The 15,561-nt window shown below is 67.4% G+C and carries 14 protein-coding genes; 2 read left to right on the forward strand and 12 right to left on the reverse strand.

Features of this window, described 5'->3' with window-relative positions; translation table 11 throughout:
- Positions 1 to 95: 95 nt before the first annotated feature.
- The 5 genes from ACFC3F_RS09935 to ACFC3F_RS09955 all read right to left on the reverse strand — a co-directional run bounded on the left by ACFC3F_RS09935 (position 96) and on the right by ACFC3F_RS09955 (position 5,121).
- Positions 96 to 308, reverse strand: a complete 213-nt coding sequence (locus tag ACFC3F_RS09935) for a hypothetical protein (protein WP_376128976.1) — start codon at positions 306 to 308, stop codon at positions 96 to 98.
- Positions 305 to 1,825 (reverse strand): sugar ABC transporter ATP-binding protein, encoded by a 1,521-nt coding sequence (locus ACFC3F_RS09940; RefSeq protein ID WP_376128978.1) that lies wholly within the window; start codon positions 1,823 to 1,825, stop codon positions 305 to 307. Before ACFC3F_RS09940 ends, ACFC3F_RS09935 begins: the two co-directional genes overlap by 4 nt.
- 5 nt (positions 1,826 to 1,830) lie before the next feature.
- Positions 1,831 to 3,009, reverse strand: a complete 1,179-nt coding sequence (locus ACFC3F_RS09945; RefSeq protein WP_376128980.1) for a Gfo/Idh/MocA family protein — start codon at positions 3,007 to 3,009, stop codon at positions 1,831 to 1,833.
- 65 nt (positions 3,010 to 3,074) lie between these two features.
- A complete protein-coding gene (locus tag ACFC3F_RS09950) occupies positions 3,075 to 4,238 on the reverse strand; it encodes a substrate-binding domain-containing protein (protein ID WP_376128982.1) in 1,164 nt (387 codons plus the stop codon).
- A gap of 58 nt (positions 4,239 to 4,296) precedes the next feature.
- Complete coding sequence (locus tag ACFC3F_RS09955) at positions 4,297 to 5,121, reverse strand: sugar phosphate isomerase/epimerase family protein (RefSeq protein ID WP_376128984.1); 825 nt, start codon at positions 5,119 to 5,121, stop codon at positions 4,297 to 4,299.
- Positions 5,122 to 5,502: 381 nt separating this feature from the next.
- Between ACFC3F_RS09955 and ACFC3F_RS09960 the strand changes: the two genes are divergently transcribed.
- Positions 5,503 to 6,432, forward strand: coding sequence for an ROK family protein (locus tag ACFC3F_RS09960; RefSeq protein WP_376128986.1), 930 nt, complete (start codon positions 5,503 to 5,505; stop codon positions 6,430 to 6,432).
- A gap of 72 nt (positions 6,433 to 6,504) precedes the next feature.
- On the opposite strand, the gene ACFC3F_RS09965 is transcribed toward ACFC3F_RS09960, so the two are convergent.
- From ACFC3F_RS09965 to ACFC3F_RS09995, 7 genes are read right to left on the reverse strand one after another with little or no spacing between them, the layout of a single operon-like run.
- The gene (locus tag ACFC3F_RS09965) at positions 6,505 to 7,554 is read right to left on the reverse strand and encodes an ADP-ribosylglycohydrolase family protein (RefSeq protein WP_376128988.1); all 1,050 of its coding nucleotides are present in this window, start codon (positions 7,552 to 7,554) and stop codon (positions 6,505 to 6,507) included.
- Positions 7,551 to 8,333, reverse strand: coding sequence for a hypothetical protein (locus tag ACFC3F_RS09970; protein ID WP_376128989.1), 783 nt, complete (start codon positions 8,331 to 8,333; stop codon positions 7,551 to 7,553). The genes ACFC3F_RS09965 and ACFC3F_RS09970 overlap by 4 nt, the downstream gene beginning before the upstream one ends.
- Complete coding sequence (locus ACFC3F_RS09975; protein WP_376128991.1) at positions 8,330 to 9,154, reverse strand: GntR family transcriptional regulator; 825 nt, start codon at positions 9,152 to 9,154, stop codon at positions 8,330 to 8,332. Before ACFC3F_RS09975 ends, ACFC3F_RS09970 begins: the two co-directional genes overlap by 4 nt.
- Positions 9,155 to 9,183: 29 nt before the next feature.
- Positions 9,184 to 10,464, reverse strand: a complete 1,281-nt coding sequence (locus tag ACFC3F_RS09980; protein WP_376128993.1) for an ABC transporter permease — start codon at positions 10,462 to 10,464, stop codon at positions 9,184 to 9,186.
- Positions 10,461 to 11,690, reverse strand: coding sequence for an ABC transporter permease (locus ACFC3F_RS09985; protein ID WP_376129063.1), 1,230 nt, complete (start codon positions 11,688 to 11,690; stop codon positions 10,461 to 10,463). The genes ACFC3F_RS09980 and ACFC3F_RS09985 overlap by 4 nt, the downstream gene beginning before the upstream one ends.
- Positions 11,691 to 11,692: 2 nt before the next feature.
- Positions 11,693 to 13,216, reverse strand: coding sequence for an ABC transporter ATP-binding protein (locus ACFC3F_RS09990; protein ID WP_376128995.1), 1,524 nt, complete (start codon positions 13,214 to 13,216; stop codon positions 11,693 to 11,695).
- Positions 13,217 to 13,245: 29 nt separating this feature from the next.
- On the reverse strand, positions 13,246 to 14,325 hold the full coding sequence (locus ACFC3F_RS09995) for a BMP family protein (protein ID WP_376128997.1): 1,080 nt from the start codon (positions 14,323 to 14,325) through the stop codon (positions 13,246 to 13,248).
- A gap of 176 nt (positions 14,326 to 14,501) precedes the next feature.
- Here ACFC3F_RS09995 and ACFC3F_RS10000 point away from each other — a divergent pair, with 176 nt between their 5' ends.
- Positions 14,502 to 15,524 carry an adenosine deaminase gene (locus ACFC3F_RS10000; protein ID WP_376128999.1) on the forward strand — a complete coding sequence of 341 codons (1,023 nt, stop codon included), beginning with the start codon at positions 14,502 to 14,504 and terminating at the stop codon, positions 15,522 to 15,524.
- Positions 15,525 to 15,561: the final 37 nt, after the last annotated feature.

Raw genomic sequence — 15,561 nt, forward strand, 5'->3', positions numbered from 1 at the left:
AGCCGTTTGTGGGTGCGGCCCTGGGGGGTGACCACCTATAACACCCCCCCAACACACCGGCCGTTGTGTTCTATCGGGGGTTGGGGGTTCCCTATTTACCGCGCCACCGCCATGACCGAGATCGTCGCCGTCTGGCGAACGATGTTGAGCAGGTTCGTGCCGGACAGGAAGCCGCTGTCGCCGAGTGTCACCGCGAAGAGGATGAACACGAGGATGAATGCGACGTAGATGATGTTGCTACGCCAGTCCATGCGCGCGGTGATCCGGGTGATGAACGACGGCTTGTCCGTCGTCACGGTGCTGCTCATGCGGCTTCTCCTTGGATGATGAGTTGAAGTTGCTCTTCGCTCTCGACCTCGGTGCGATCCAGCACGCGGTACGTGCGGCCCTCACGGAGGACGACGATCCGGTCGGCCACGGCGAGCAGCTCGGGGAGCTCCGAGGAGATGAAGACGACGGCGTTGCCCTGAGAGGCGAATTCGCGGACCATGTCGAGGATCTCGGTCTTCGTGCCGATGTCGACGCCGGCCGTGGGCTCATCCATCACGAGCAGTCGGGGGGCGGTGTTGATCCACTTCGCGACGACGACCTTTTGCTGGTTGCCGCCCGACAGCAGGCTCACGGGCGCATACGGATCAGCCACCTTCACCTCGTAGGTTCTCACCAGACGCTCGGTGAGACGTGCCGTCTTCGACGGGCTGACGAAAGGTCCCGTCATGATGGTGTCGAGGACAGGAAGCACAAGGTTGTCGGAAACCGAGTGATCCAGCACGAGACCCTGTTCTCGCCGATCCTCGGGGATCAAGGCGATACCCGCGCGCTGCGCAGCACGCGGGCCCGAGAACACGGTTTTTTCTCCGTCGATCCGCAGCTCCCCACGCGTGGGCTTGTCCATCCCGCTCAGAACGCGGGCGAACTCGGTCCGGCCACTGCCCATCAGTCCCGCGAGACCGACGATCTCGCCTGCGCGGACGGACAGGCCGACGGAGCGGAGGACGCGGTCGCTGGCAACTCCCTCTGCAGACAGCACCACCGGTGCGTCCGGATCCCGATCCCGCTCGCGATACACCAGGTCGCTGGCCAGTCGACGACCGATGATGGCTTCGATGATCTGCGGCGAGGTGAGTTCGGACAACCGCTCGCTGAGCACGACGCTGCCATCGCGCAGCACTGTGATGCGGTCGGCGACCTGCCGGATCTCGTCCATGCGATGGGAAATGTAGACGATCGCGATCCCTCTGCTCTTCAGCCGCTCGATGAGTCCGAAGAGATTCGCCACTTCGTGCTTGGCCAGACTCGCGGTGGGCTCGTCCATGACAAGCACCTTCGCGTCCTTCGCGATCGCTTTCGCGATCTCGACGAGCTGCCAATACGCGGTGCCGAGATCGCCGACCGTCACCCGCGGGTCGAGGGCCACGCCGAGGTCGTCGAAGATGCGGCGGGCCTCCGCTTCACCGGCGCGGTCGTCGACCAGTCCGAAGCGTCCGCGCTTCTCCCTGTTCAGCGAGATGTTCTGCGCAACCGTCATCGACGGAATGAGGCTGAACTCCTGGAAGACCATACCGATGCCGGCACGCTCAGCGTCTGCGGTGTTGCGGATCACGACCTCTCGACCGTCGACCTCAATGGTGCCCGACGTGATGGTGTAGACGCCCTGCAGGATCTTCATGAGCGTCGACTTGCCGGCGCCGTTCTCGCCGGCGAGGGCGTGAACTTCGCCGGCGCGGATGTCGATGTCGACCTTCTTGAGGACGCTGACGGGACCGAAGTTCTTGACGACGTTCCTCATGCGGACCGTCGGCACGGACTCCTCGACGTCGGACACCGTCATCATCGTCCCCGGATGTGTTCCGTGACGGCAGTCCACGCACCGGTGCGGCCGGAGTCGAGGATTGCCTCGTCGACGAGGGCGGTCTGGTAGCCGTCGGCGAAATCAGGCCGGACCGCGCCACCCTCGGCGATCGCCTTCATGAACTCGTAAGCCTCGATGATCTTCGTCTCGCCGTAGCCGATACCGATCGCAGGGATCGGCCACAGGGCGTCCCCGTACGGCGTGTTCGGCCCCGTGTACACGGTGCGGAATCCGCGACGGTCCGCAGGATCGCTCTTGAACACGACCTGTAGTTCGTCACGGTTCTCGTAGTTGAAGACGATCGATCCTTCCGTCCCGTGGATCTCGAACGTCAGGAAATTGTTGCGACCCCAGGCGTTGCGGGTCGCCTCGATCGAGCCGACGGCGCCGTCGCGGAACTTCACGAGAGTGATCGCCTCGTCATCGACGTCGACTTCACCGCGCGGTCCGCCCGACTTCGAAGCTCCGCCCAGTGCGTCGAACCCGCCCGACTGCAGCGGGCGGTCCTTGATGAAGGTTGAGACGACGGAGTTCACTTCGCTGATTTCGCCGACGAGGTAGCGGGCGAGGTCGACGACATGCGAACCGATGTCACCGACGGCACCCGATCCGGCGATCTTCTTCTCGAAGCGCCAGCTCAGCGGAGAGTCGGGGTCCGCACTCCAGTCCTGCAGGTACGTGCCGCGGAAGTTCAGGATGCTGCCGATCGCGCCCTCGTCGATGTACTTCTTCGCGAGGGCCACGGCGGGCGTTCGACGGTAGTTGAAGGCTACGGCGCTCACGACGCCGGCCTTCTCGACAGCATCCAGCATCCGCTTGGCGTCCGTGGCGGTGGGAGCCAGCGGCTTCTCGCAGATGATGTGCTTGCCGGCCTCGGCCGCCGCGATGGCGATCTCGGCATGAAGATGGTTCGGCGTCGCGATGTCGATGACGTCGATTGTCGGGTCGGCGACGACGTCCTGCCACGACGTGGCATAGCCTTCCCAGCCGTAGCGCTCCGCTGCTGTGGAGGCGAGCTCCTCAGTGACATCGACGATGGTCTTGCGAACCGGCCGCGCGGGAGCAGGCCAGAAGAACATCGGCATGGCCGCGTACGCGAGCGAGTGGGCTTTACCCATGAAACCGCCGCCGATGAGAGCGATGTTGACGTCCTGCATGTCTTTCTCCTGTGCGAGGTCGAGGGGCGGCCCGCGGCGTCCACGGCCCGCCCCCAGGGGGGTGATCAGTCGGTGAAGGCGTCCTTGACGGCTGCCGGGGGCTCGGCGTGGTACACGGTCTCCCATGCCTCGAGCACGTTGTCGTGGTCGACAGGGAGGGAGCTCAGCGCCACGTACGGCGGCACCTCGACACCCAGCATGCTCAGCGCTGCCAACCGGGCTTCGGCGACGCCCTGGTCGTACGGGAGCTGCGCGCCCAGACCGACGATCATCTGGTTGCGAGCGAGTGCGATGGCGACATTGGTGCCGAGGTCTTCGGTGGCGATCTTGATGTCGGTGCGTCCCGTCTCTCGCGCGGCCGCCATCACACCCTCGGCGGGAACATCCCAGACGGCCCAGATGCCGTCGAGGTCCGCGTTGCGGGTGAGCATCGCGTTGGCGACACCCTGCGCGTCACCGGCGAAGTCCGGACCGGCGATGCCCTGTTCCTGCACGATCTCGATGTCGGGGAACTCTTCGGTGATCGTGGCCATGAAGCCGTCGTACCGCTGCTGCGTGACGAAGAAGTCCGCTTCGTGATAGATGACCCCGATCGTTCCCTGCCCGCCGAGTGCGCGGGCGAGCAAGTAGGCGGATGTGACGCCGTTGCCGTAGTTGTCTGCGGAGACCATCGAGACGTAGTCCTCACCGGCGACGAACCCATCTGGCACGTTGTCCATGAAGACGAGCTTCACGCCCTGCTCGGCAGCGCGACGGTATGCGCCCGCGGTCGCGATTGGATCGGTGGGGATCGAGATGATGATGTCGGGGTTCTGCGCGAGCACCGTCTCGATGTCGGACACCTGCTTCGCGGGATCGAAGTCGGCGTCAGTGGTCGCGATGACCCTGATGCCGAGTCGGTCGAATTCGGCGTTGAGGCCGGCGATCTGCGCGTTGGCCCAGTCGTTGCCGCCGTAGTGCATGACGATTGCCGCGGTGAGGCCCATGCCGGCGACTTCAGCGACCTGTTCGTCCGTCATCTCCGTGACGGAGAACGGCGAGGGCTCCTCCCCATTGGGACCGTCGCTGAGAACTTGTCCGGTGACCTCTTCGAGGGCGGCATCGATCTGTGCCGCGACATCCGCATCGACCTCGGCCTGTCCGCCTTCGCTGGCAGGGGTGCAGGCTGCAAGGCCCAGCACCGTCGCGAAGGCCGCGATCGCGATGAGCGGCTTGGTGAACTTTCTCATTCACATCTCCTTTGCTGTGTGAGCTGGCGTGAGTACGCCGCTCGGTGTGTCCGGTGCGTCAGTCGGCGAGCCCGTGCTCCGTGAGGAAGGCACGGCTGGTGGCAGCGGCGGCATTCAGGTCGCCGTCGTAACCGTCGAGTTCCACGGTGATCCAGTCGTCATAGCCGGCTGCCCGGACGGCTTCGACGACGGATGCGAGGTCGACGTCGCCGGCGCCGAGCGGGAGGAAGCCGCCGGCTGTGAGGTCGGCGTCCTTGAGGTGGACGTAGTCGAGGCGATCTGCATACCGACGGATGATCTCGGCCGGATCCGAGCCACCTGCCGCCAGGTGCGCTACGTCGGCGCAGAGGCCGATGTCCGACGCTGCGAAGAGTGCGTCAACCTGCGCTCCCGTCTCGGCGAGGCTACCGAGATGCGGGTGGTAGCTCGGCACGAGGCCTTCCGAACGCGCCTTATCGGCGACACGGTCGAGCAGTTCCCCCATCACGAGGAAGTCGTCGTCACGACGACCAGTGCTGCGAATCGCTCCGCCACCAATGACATAGTGGCGCGCGCCTGCGTTTGCAGCCAGCGCTATCGAGCGTTCGAAGCGGGCGTACTCGTCTTCGTGTGCGTCCCGGTAGATGAAGTGGCCGCCCGAGTAGACGCCCGCGAGTTCCAGGCCGTTGTCGGAAAGCGCCTTGCGAAAGCCCCCCAGATGGCTCTCGACAGCAAGGAGGTTCCCGTCGAAGAGTTCGACACCGCTGAAACCGTTTCGGGCGATCGCCTCGAGCGTAGGGCCGATCTCGCCGGGAGTCAGATAGAAGCCGGTCGGCAGGTCGGTCACCGAGCTGGGCGTTCCGACGACGCCGCCCCAGGCATTCGCCTCGTATGCGAGCTTCATGGTTTACCTACCTCCTCGTAGTGAATGGATCCGACCATACTCCTTTTGACTTTTGTAAGTCAAATGTTGCCTTCTCGAGAATCGCAAGTCCTCAGTCCGGTAACGTTTCACGCACCAGAATGCGTCGGAACGATCCGGAAGGTACGAGCAATGTCGCTGCCCCCGATGACTGGAGTGGGTGACCTGTTCCAGATCCTCCGAGACGGACGCGCGCGAACCCGCGCCGAGCTCGTCCTCGAGACCGGGCTTGCGCGAACGACGGTGGTCGTTCGGATGGCAGCGCTCGCACAGCTAGAGCTCATAGCTCCAGCTGGCACCGCTGCGTCATCCGGAGGACGCCCGCCGAGCCGGTTCGCCTTCGACGCCCGATCGCGATCGATCGTGGGCATCGACCTCGGCGCGACTCACGGCACGGTCGGACTCACCGACCTGCGGGGCAACGTCGTCGCGCAGCAGCAGCACGTGCTCGACATCGCGTCCGGCCCCGATGAGATCCTCGGGCTCGCGCTCGATTCCGCGTCACAGCTGATGGCGGAGTGCGGGACGGATCCGGTCTCACTGCTCGGCGTCGGCGTCGGGGTCCCCGGTCCCGTCGAGCACTCTTCGGGGCGTCCGATCAGACCACCGATCATGCCCGGGTGGGATGGATTCGACATCCCGGCCTTCGTCCGTCGCCGATTCGATGTCCCCGTGCTCGTCGACAACGACGTCAACCTGCTCGCGCTCGGCGAGCGCGCGACCGCATGGCCCGACGTCGACGATCTTCTCTTCATCAAGGTATCGACGGGAATCGGTGCGGGAATCATCTCGGGAGGTATTCTGCAGCGCGGCGCTCGCGGATCGGCCGGTGACATCGGTCACGTCCAGGTACCGCATGGACGCGGAGAGAATGACCTCGAGGCGACGGCGAGCGGACCCGCCATCGCGCAAGAGTTGAGCGAAGCGACCGGAGAGTCGGTCGATCCCGCCAACGTCGTTGATCGCATCCGGGTCGGCGATCCGAGCGCGATCGCCGCAGCACGCGAGGCGGGCCGAGCGATCGGTGAGGTCGCTGCCATCTGTGTGAGCATGCTCAATCCTTCGACGGTCGTCGTGGGTGGGCGGCTCGGCGTCCATGTGCAAGAGATCATCGCGGGTGTCCGCGAGGTCGTCTACCGGCGGTCCATACCTCTCGCGACGCAGCACCTGAGCATCGTTCCCGCGCAGGGCGGCGTCGACGCGGGTGTCCGCGGCGCCGCGCTTATGGTCATCGAGGACAGACTTGCTCCGAGCGCAATCGACGCGCTGGTTTCGGAAGCCGCGAGCGTTTGACGCGCGTCCAGCCGCAGCTCCTGTCGTCGAGGCCCGTGCCCGCGCCAGGGTTCGGGCACGGGCACGGCAGGACTAGACCGCAGCCCGCCGGTAGCCCACGAGCTTCGCGATGACCGGCTCGATGTCGAGCTCGTTGACGCGCACGAGCTGCTCGCTCATCTCTTCGGGGATGGCGCTGTATCCGGCGATCGCACCGCACATCCCGCCGGCCATCGCGCCGACGGTGTCGGTGTCACCGCCGAGGTTGGCCGAGAGGACGGCGACCCGGACCGGGTCGCCGTCCGCGCGCACGACGAGACCGAGGGCGGCGGGCACCGACTCGGTGGTGTCGGTGTTGGCGCCGACGACGTCGTAGACGTACTGCAGGAAGTCGTCGTCGCTGCGGTCGCTTCGCGCGGCCTCGACGGCGAGCTCGGTGCGGCGAAGAAGCGACGCCGCCGCTTCATCCTTGCCGCGCGTCATGCCGATCGCGCAGGCACGGTACGCGGCGTCGATCGCGGCGGCAACGGTCTCGTCGCGGCTCTGGCCCTCGGGTGCGTCGATGCCGGTCGAGACGACCGCCGCGATCATCGCGGCACCGGCGATCGCGATGTTGGTGAGGTGGGCGATGACGCAGGTCGCCTCGACCTGATCGACCAGCTTCTCGAGGTCGTCGCTGGGGCACAGCACTCCGACCGGCGCGATGCGCATCGCGGCGCCGTTGGTGAGGCCGGCCACTCCCGTGTCGAGCGGATCGGCACCTTCGCGCAGCGCGTGGATCACGCGCGCGCTCGTCGGCCCGAGAAAACGGCCCTCGGTCGCGCCGACGCGGTCCGCCCAGGCGACGAGATCGCGGGCGAGCGTGCGCACGTCGACCGTGCCACCGGCGTTGATGATGGATTCCGCGAGCATGACCATCTGCTGGGTGTCGTCGGTCACCTGGCCGGCGACCCACCCGTCGACGATGGGGTGCCCCTCGGGTGCATCCAGGAACCGATCGATCCAGCCGAACGTGTCGACGACCTTCGCGCGGGACCAGAGCTCTCCGGGCATTCCCATCGCGTCGCCGAGCGCGACCCCGTAGAGCGCGCCACGGGCTCGGTCCGTCACGATGGCCGCCGTGGTGAGTGTGGATGCGGTCATGAGTGGTGCCTTTCACTGGGACTGTCGGTGCTGAGGGTCGCGACGAGCTCGATCGGGAGATCGTCGCGAAGAGCGAGCGTGCCGGCGGCCTCTGGCGCGACGGCGACGAGGACGCAGGTGGAGGGGCCGGAGGTGACGGCCCGGTCGATGCGGTGGGGCCCGGCGGCCGTGACCACGAGGCCCTGCGCGAGCTGTGCGATCTCGTGTGCGATGCCCTGCGAGCCGACGGGCAGCAGTTCGTGCACGCCGTCCATGCCGGCCAGCAGAGCGACCTCGGCGATACCCGGCATCCGCGGGTCGCCGGGGATCAACCGGTCCTGCGGGGCCGACAGCGGCACCCCGACCGCGTAGACGTGGTCGCCGGCTCGGGCACGCGTCGCGCGGAAAGCGCCCGCCGGGGCGATGCCGATCACGGTGACGCCGATGCCCGTCGCGATCGTGGCGACGTTGTCTTCCGTGCTGCCGGTGACGCTCACGTCGGGGTCGAGTCCCAGCTCGAGAGCCATCGCCCTGATCTCGTCGATCATGTCGATCGCCGAGGGGTCCTTCTCGACGCTCAAGGTGTCCACGATCACCGTCGGGGCGGCGCCGGCGGCGAGCACCTCGAGCAGCGGCACGCGAGCGGCGAAATGGGTCACGGCACGTGCATCCGTCGTGAACGTGTCGCACGATTTCGATCCGATGCCGCCCACCGAGTCGCAGGCGATGACGATCGTGCTGCCGTCGGGCGAATCGATCAGGGTGAGGTCGCGAAACCGGCGGACGGGCCACATGCTCATCGGGTGTCCACCGCGAGGGTCTCGAACTGGCTGAGACGTTCGGATGCGTCGGGCAGCCGGTGCGGTGCCTCGAGCGTCGTGGCGTAGAAGTACCGGTCGCCGCGCAGCAGGGTCTCGACGTACTCGATGGGCGCACCGTCGGCGTCGTACGTCGTGCGGTTGACGCGGAACGCGGGCGCACCGGCGTGCGTCTCGAGCTGCTGCGCCTCCTGTGCGTCCAAGACGGTGCTGCGCAGCCGTTCCGTGGCGTGATCGGGAACGATTCCGCGGGTCTCGGCGAGCAGGCGGAACAGCGAAGCATCCGTGAGGTCCTGCCCCAGCAGATGCGCGGCGATCGGCGACGGCAGCCAGGATGTCTCGAAGGTCGAGGCGATGCCATCGACCGAGCGCACCCGCACGAGCCGGATGACGGCGAGCGCGTCGGGCCCCACCCCGAGCGCGTCGCGCACGGCGGTGTCGGCGGCGCAGTAGCCGAACTGCAGCACGCGGGTCGTGACCGTCCGCTGCGCGCTGCTCAATTCGTCGGAGAGTCCGCTCAGCAGGTGCAGGTTGCCCTCGATGCGCGCCGACGACACGTAGGTTCCCGAGCCCTGCCGTCGCTCGACGGCGCCGCGCGCCTGGAGCGCCTCGAGTGCCTGCCGCACCGCGAGCCGCGAGATGTCGAGCGTCTCGGCGAGGTGCCGTTCCGTCGGCAGGCGGCGGCCGCTCTCGAGAGTGCCGTTGTCGATGAGCGCCTCCAGGGCATCGCGCAGCTGCGTCGCGGGGGTCCCCGCGCGCGCGGAGTCGGGGCGCAGAAGGGCGATCAACTCGTCGTCGGTCATCGTGGTCCTCGCGGGTGTGGGGGTCTGGTTCATGCGGTCACGTAGGGTTTGCCGGCCGCGGCGGGTCCGCGGACGTGTCCGACGAGACCGGCGACGGCGAAGATCGTGACGACATAGGGCAGCATCAGCATGAGCTCGCTCGGCACGGGAGAGCCGATGATGCTGAGAACGTATTGCAGGCTGCTGGCGAAGCCGAACAGAAGCGCCGCCAGGGTCGAGCGGATGGGGTCCCACCGCCCGAAGATCACGGCGGCGAGCGCGATGAACCCCGCGCCGGCAGTCATATCGATGTTGAACGAGCCGACCGACCCGAGGGTGAAGTACGAGCCGCCGAGACCGGCGACCAGACCCCCGAGCACGACGGTGCGGAACCTCGTGCGATTGACCGGGATGCCGACCGTGTCGGCGGCCTGCGGGTGCTCGCCCACAGCGCGGACGCGCAGACCCCACGTCGTGTGGAACAGGGCGTACCAGACCACCGCGACGGCGACGTACATGACGTAGACGATGAGTGTCTGCTGGAACAGCACGGGCCCGATGATCGGGATGTCGGCGAGGAACGGGATGGGAAGCGCCGCGAACCGGGGCGGCGAGTTCAAGGCCGCGGCGTTGGGGCTCAGCACCTGCGTGAACAGGAAGGCCGTGAACCCCGTGACGAGCACGTTCAGGACGATGCCGACGATGACCTGATCGACGACGTAGCGGATCGAGAACACCGCGAGCACCGCGCCCACCAGCATCCCCGCGATCATGGCGGCGACGAGGCCCGCGAAGAGGTTGCCGGTGAGGGATGCCGCGACGGCACCCGAGAACGCACCGGCGAGGAACTGCGCCTCGATCGCGACGTTGACGACCCCGACGCGCTCGGAGATCACGCCGCTGAGCGAGCCGTAGATCAGCGGCACCGAGACGCTGAGGGTTCCGACGAGCAGACCCGTGAGCGGGAGGGTCGCTCCGGACCCCGCCCAGATCAGGAAGCCGTTGACCAGGACGACGCCGAACACGACGCTGACCCACAGGGGCGTCGGTCGGTGCCGATACGCCCGCACGGCTGACGTGCCCGCCCCGATGAGGAGCAGCACCGCAGCGACGACGGCGGCGGAACCGGGCACGACGAGGTCGGGGAGAGCGATGACGTCGGTGTCGGTGGAGAGCCGGAACGTCGTCGCCTGCGTGCGCGGGATGCCCAGGAACAGCGCCGTCGCGGCGAGGGCGAGGGTCGCGAGGATCGTCGGGGTGCGCCAGCTGCGGGGCGTGGGGATGTCGTCGTCTTCGGTCGGGACGAGCGGGGTGATCGTGGGGACCGTCATGACACCGCACCCTTCGCGAAGGTCGTGCTGGGCTGGGGCAGGTGGAAGATGGCCCGGACCAGCGGCGGTGCGGCGATGAGCAGCACGATGATCGCCTGCACGACCACGACGATGTCGGCGGACACGCCCTCGGAAGCCTGCATGACGAACCCGCCGGCTTTGAAGGCGCCGAAGAGGATGCCGGCGGCGAAGACGCCCCAGGGGCGGGAGCGTCCGAGCAGGGCGACGATGATCGCGTCGAACCCGATTCCGGCGTCCACCCCGCCGGTGAAGCCCGAGGTGTTGGTGCCGAGCACCTGGCTCGCGCCGGCGAGGCCGAGGAGGCCGCCCGAGACGAGCATGGCGAGCACGTAGGTGCGGCCGACGTCGATGCCGGCGACCCGGGCGGCGTGCGGGTTGAACCCGACGGCGCGGAAGCGGAAGCCGATCGAGGACCGGTTGATCAGCCAGGCGCCGCCGATCGTGACGACGACGGCGAGGACGAAGCCGAAGTGCAGGTTGTAGCGGTCGCCGAGGAGCAGCGGGAAGACGGCGGTGTCGTCGATGGGCGGCGACTTGGCGTTGTTCTGACCCGGCGCCTGCAGCAGCGGCGTGCGCAGCAGGTACGAGATCAGGTAGAACGCGACGTAGTTCAGCATGATCGTCGTGATCACTTCGTGCGCGCCGGTGCGTGCCTTGAGCAGGCCGACGAGACCGCCCCACAGTGCTCCGCCGATGATGCCGGCGACGACGGCGGCGAGCATGTGCAGGCCCCACGGCAGGTCGAGGGTGAAGCCGACCCAGCCGGCGGCTCCCGCGGCGATGAGCATCTGTCCGCGGCCGCCGATGTTGAACAGGCCCGCGCGGAACGCCATCGCCACGCCCAGCCCCGCGATGATGAGCGGGGTCGCGAAGGTGAGGGTGTCGGTCAGCGGCTTGATCGCCGAGGGGAAGTCGGGTGCCGAGAAGTTGATGACCGACCCGCGGAACAGCGCGCCGTAGGCACCGGTCACCGCCTCCCAGATCGCGACGAGCATGTCCATGGGGCGCCCGAAGAAGTAGGCGGATGCCGCGATGACGTCGTCGTTCGTCGCGGCGATCAGGACCGCGCCGATGAAGAGGGCGACCACGATGGACAGCACCGCGATCATGGCGCTGCCCGTCGTCGCGGCGCGCAGCGCGCCGTGCCAGTCGACACGGCGCCGCCGGTCTCGACTGCCCGATCGGGTCTGCTCGGAGGCAGGCATGGTCATGCGGTCGCCTCCTGGGCGTCGGGAAGGATGCCGGCCATCATGAGGCCGAGGTCGTCGCGCGGGGTGTCCGCGGGCACGATGCCGACGATCTGACCGTGGTACATCACCATGATCCGGTCCGCGAGGGCGGCGACCTCGTCGAGCTCGGTGGATACGACGAGCACGGCGACGCCGGCGTCGCGCGCGTCGACGATGCGGTTGTGCACGAACTCGATCGATCCGACATCGATCCCGCGGGTCGGCTGCGAGGCGATGAACACGCGCAGGTCGCGGCTGAGCTCGCGCGCCAGAACGACCTTCTGCTGATTGCCGCCCGAGAGCGTGCCGATCGGGCTGTCGATACCGCCCGCACGCACATCGAACTCGTCCATCCGATCTCGACTGAACTGATCGAGCGCCTGATTCTGGATCGTCGCGTGCGCGACGAAGGGTCGGTCGTGCGACCGGTTGAGCATCAGGTTCTCGGCCAGCGTGAACTCGGACACGATGGCGTCGTGGTGCCGGTCTTCGGGCACGTATCCGACACCGGCAGCGATGATGTCGCGGACGTCCATTCCCGTGAGCGACGTGTCATCCAGACGGATGCTGCCGCTCGTCGCCTCGCGCAGACCCATGATCGCCTCGACCAGTTCGGTCTGCCCATTGCCCTGCACCCCGGCCACGGCGAGGATCTCGCCGGCGCGAGCGTGGAACGAGACCCGGTCGACGGCACGGTGCCCGTTGGCATCGAGCACCGTGAGGTTGTCGACGACGAGACCGCCGTCCTGCTGCGGCTGCGCCGGCTTCTTGTCGACCGTCAGCTGCACGGGACGGCCGACCATCATCGTCGCGAGCTCCGCGCTGCTCGCCGTCGGAGCGGCCTGGCCGACGATCTTCCCGTGGCGCATGACGGTGATGGTGTCGGCGACTTCGCGCACTTCGCGCAGCTTGTGCGTGATGAACACGATCGCGGTACCGGCATCCCGCAACTGGCGCATGATCTGCATGAGCTCGTCCGTCTCCTGCGGCGTGAGCACGGCCGTCGGCTCATCGAAGACGAGCACTTTCGCCTGACGCGAGAGGGCTTTGACGATCTCGACGCGCTGCTGCACACCGACCGGCAGGTCTTCGACGAGGGCATCCGGGTCGATCTCGAACCCCAGCTGCTGCGAGATGCGTCGCACGGTCTGCCGCCCGGCATCCGTGTTCAGCCGCCCACCGCGCCGGGAGTTCTCGTGGCCCAGCATGACGTTCTCGGTCACGGTGAAGACCGGGATGAGCATGAAGTGCTGGTGGACCATCCCGATCCCGGCCTGCATCGCGTCGCCGGGTCCGCCGAAGTGCTGCGGCACACCGTCGAGGAGGATCTCGCCCTCTTCGGCGCGGTACAGCCCGTAGAGGATGTTCATCAGCGTCGACTTGCCGGCGCCGTTCTCACCGAGCAGGCAGTGGATCTGCCCGGGAAGAACCTCGAGGTCGATGCGGTCGTTGGCCACGAGCGGTCCGAACCGCTTCGTGATGCCTCGCAGCTCCAGTTTCATGCGCGCGCCTTCTGCGTGAGGAGCCGGGCTCAGCCGAGGGTGTCGAGGGAGCCGTCGATGATCTGCGTCGCGAGTTCGTCGAGGGCGTTCTGCAGTTCGGGGCTCACCGCCGAGGCGAAGTCGTGGAAGGCCGAGAGTCCCGTGCCCGCGTTGGCGAGCGTTCCGACGTATGCCTCGGGGGTGAACTCGCCCGCGCTGGCCTGCGCGATGATCTCGAGCACGGCCGCGGTCGTGCGCTTCTCGACCGAGGTGAGGATCATGGCGGCATAGTCGGGGGCGGTCACCGCGACGTCGGAGTCGACGCCGATGAAGACGACGTCCTTGCCGGAGTCCTTGATCGCCTCACCGGTCGCGGCGAAGAGAGGGCCGGCGACGGGGAAGAGCACGTCGGCTCCCTGATCGAGCTGCGCGGCCGAGATCGACTTGGCGGTCACCTGGTTGACGAAGTCGCCGACGAAGACGCCCGTCTCGGTGGCCGGATCCCAGCCGAGCACCTGGGTGGGCGTGTCGTTGTCTGCCGCCCACTGCTGCGCGCCGTTGTAGTACCCGGTCATGAAGTCGGTGATCGCACCGTTCTGGATCGCGCCGAACGTGCCGATCGTGTGCGTCTCGCTGTGCGCTGCCGCGAGGTAGCCGCCCAGGAACGCCGACTCGCTCATCGCGTAGGTGACGGCCTTCAGGTTCGTGGTCGCCTCGTCCTTCACGAAGCCGTCGACCGTGACGAAGTCGATGTCGGGGTTGGCTGCGGCCGCGTCGTTGACGGCGTCGTTCGCGTCGAAGCCGATGCTGAAGATGAGGTTGCAGCCCTGGTCGACGAGCGATTCCAGGCCGGGGCGGAAGTCATCGGCGGTCTTCGACTCGAAGGGGATGACGGTGACGCCGAGATCGCTCTTCGCGGTCTGCAGGCCCTCGTAGACCTGCTCGTTGAAGGACTTGTCGTTCCATCCGCCCGATCCCGAGACGGCGCACGCGATGAAGTCGCTGTCTCCGGATGCACCGCCCTCGTCGACAGGCGGCGGAGTGGAGCATCCCGCCAGCAGCAGGGGCGCGGCGAGGAGGGCGGTCGCCGAGGCGATGAGGGACGTGCGGGTGCGGGAACGCGTGGTCATGTCGGGTGTGTCCTAGGGATGAGGAGAAGCACCGAGAAGAAGCTAAGGGTGCGGGTCACGACGAGAGTCGCTCCTCGATAGAACCAATGGCATGATTGGTTTGTCAAGCGGCGCCGGTTCTATGAGCACTTGCGTCGATTGGTACCGATGGCCTGGGTTGGATCCTGAGGAGACTGATGTCGGCGGCAACGCTCGAAGACGAGACCGGCAGCCTCGCGAAGGCGGAGCTGCACCTGCACATCGAAGGCACGCTCGAACCCGAGCTGGCCTTCGAGCTCGCGGCGCGAAACGGCGTGCAGCTGCCGTTCGCAGACGTCGAGGAACTGCGCGACCGGTACGACTTCACCGACCTCGGATCATTTCTCGACCTGTACTACGTCTGCATGACCGTGCTTCGCACAGAAGCGGACTTCACCGACCTCGCGCTGGCCTACTTCGCGCGCGCGCACGCCGATGGCGTGCGCCACGTGGAGATGTTCTTCGACGCGCAGGTGCACCAGCGCAACGGTGTGTCACCGGGCGTCGTCATGGACGGTCTTCTCGCAGCGTTCCGCGAGGCTGAGCGCCGATGGGACATCACCGGGGGGCTCATCCTCTGTTTCGTCCGCGACCTTCCGGTCGAATCGGCAGAGGCGCTCTTCGACGAGATCGCGCCGCGTGCGCACGAGCTGCTGGGGGTCGGGCTGGACTCCGCCGAGGTCGGCTATCCGCCGGCCCTCTTCGCGAGCCTCTTCGCGCGCGCCGAGAGCCTGGGGCTTCGCCGGGTCGCTCACGCGGGCGAGGAGGGTCCGCCCGCGTACATCTGGGAAGCCCTCACCGACCTGCAGGTCGACCGCGTCGACCACGGCATCCGCGCCATCGAAGACGCCGACCTGGTCAACTACCTCGTCGAGCACCGGATCCCGCTCACGGTCTGCCCGCTCTCGAACGTGCGGCTGCGCGCCGTCGCCGACATCCGGTCGCACCCGCTTCGCGCACTGTTCGACGCGGGGGTGCTCGTCACCATCAACTCCGACGATCCGGCCTACTTCGGCGGCTACGTCGGCGCCAACTACGACGCCGTCGCCGCCATCGGGTTCGACGCCCACGAGCTCGCCACCCTCGCCGAGAACTCCATCATCGCCTCGTTCGCGACGGACGCGCGCAAAGACGAGCTTCGCCGGCTGATCGGCGACTGGAGGGCGGCGAACGGCGCGTAGGGTCTGCGCGTCGATGCCGTGGAGCTGAAACCGGTCG

Source organism: Microbacterium sp. NPDC055910 (genome assembly GCF_042271185.1).
Classification (GTDB): domain Bacteria; phylum Actinomycetota; class Actinomycetes; order Actinomycetales; family Microbacteriaceae; genus Microbacterium.

Coding starts and splice junctions, on each gene's coding strand:
- ACFC3F_RS09990 (WP_376128995.1), bottom strand. CDS start 13,216: ATGAAACTGGAGCTGCGAGGCATCACGAAGCGGTTCGGACCGCTCGTG.
- ACFC3F_RS09985 (WP_376129063.1), bottom strand. CDS start 11,690: ATGCCTGCCTCCGAGCAGACCCGATCGGGCAGTCGAGACCGGCGGCGC.
- ACFC3F_RS09935 (WP_376128976.1), bottom strand. CDS start 308: ATGAGCAGCACCGTGACGACGGACAAGCCGTCGTTCATCACCCGGATC.
- ACFC3F_RS09950 (WP_376128982.1), bottom strand. CDS start 4,238: ATGAGAAAGTTCACCAAGCCGCTCATCGCGATCGCGGCCTTCGCGACG.
- ACFC3F_RS09965 (WP_376128988.1), bottom strand. CDS start 7,554: ATGACCGCATCCACACTCACCACGGCGGCCATCGTGACGGACCGAGCC.
- ACFC3F_RS09995 (WP_376128997.1), bottom strand. CDS start 14,325: ATGACCACGCGTTCCCGCACCCGCACGTCCCTCATCGCCTCGGCGACC.
- ACFC3F_RS10000 (WP_376128999.1), top strand. CDS start 14,502: ATGTCGGCGGCAACGCTCGAAGACGAGACCGGCAGCCTCGCGAAGGCG.
- ACFC3F_RS09955 (WP_376128984.1), bottom strand. CDS start 5,121: ATGAAGCTCGCATACGAGGCGAATGCCTGGGGCGGCGTCGTCGGAACG.
- ACFC3F_RS09945 (WP_376128980.1), bottom strand. CDS start 3,009: ATGCAGGACGTCAACATCGCTCTCATCGGCGGCGGTTTCATGGGTAAA.
- ACFC3F_RS09980 (WP_376128993.1), bottom strand. CDS start 10,464: ATGACGGTCCCCACGATCACCCCGCTCGTCCCGACCGAAGACGACGAC.
- ACFC3F_RS09970 (WP_376128989.1), bottom strand. CDS start 8,333: ATGAGCATGTGGCCCGTCCGCCGGTTTCGCGACCTCACCCTGATCGAT.
- ACFC3F_RS09975 (WP_376128991.1), bottom strand. CDS start 9,154: ATGACCGACGACGAGTTGATCGCCCTTCTGCGCCCCGACTCCGCGCGC.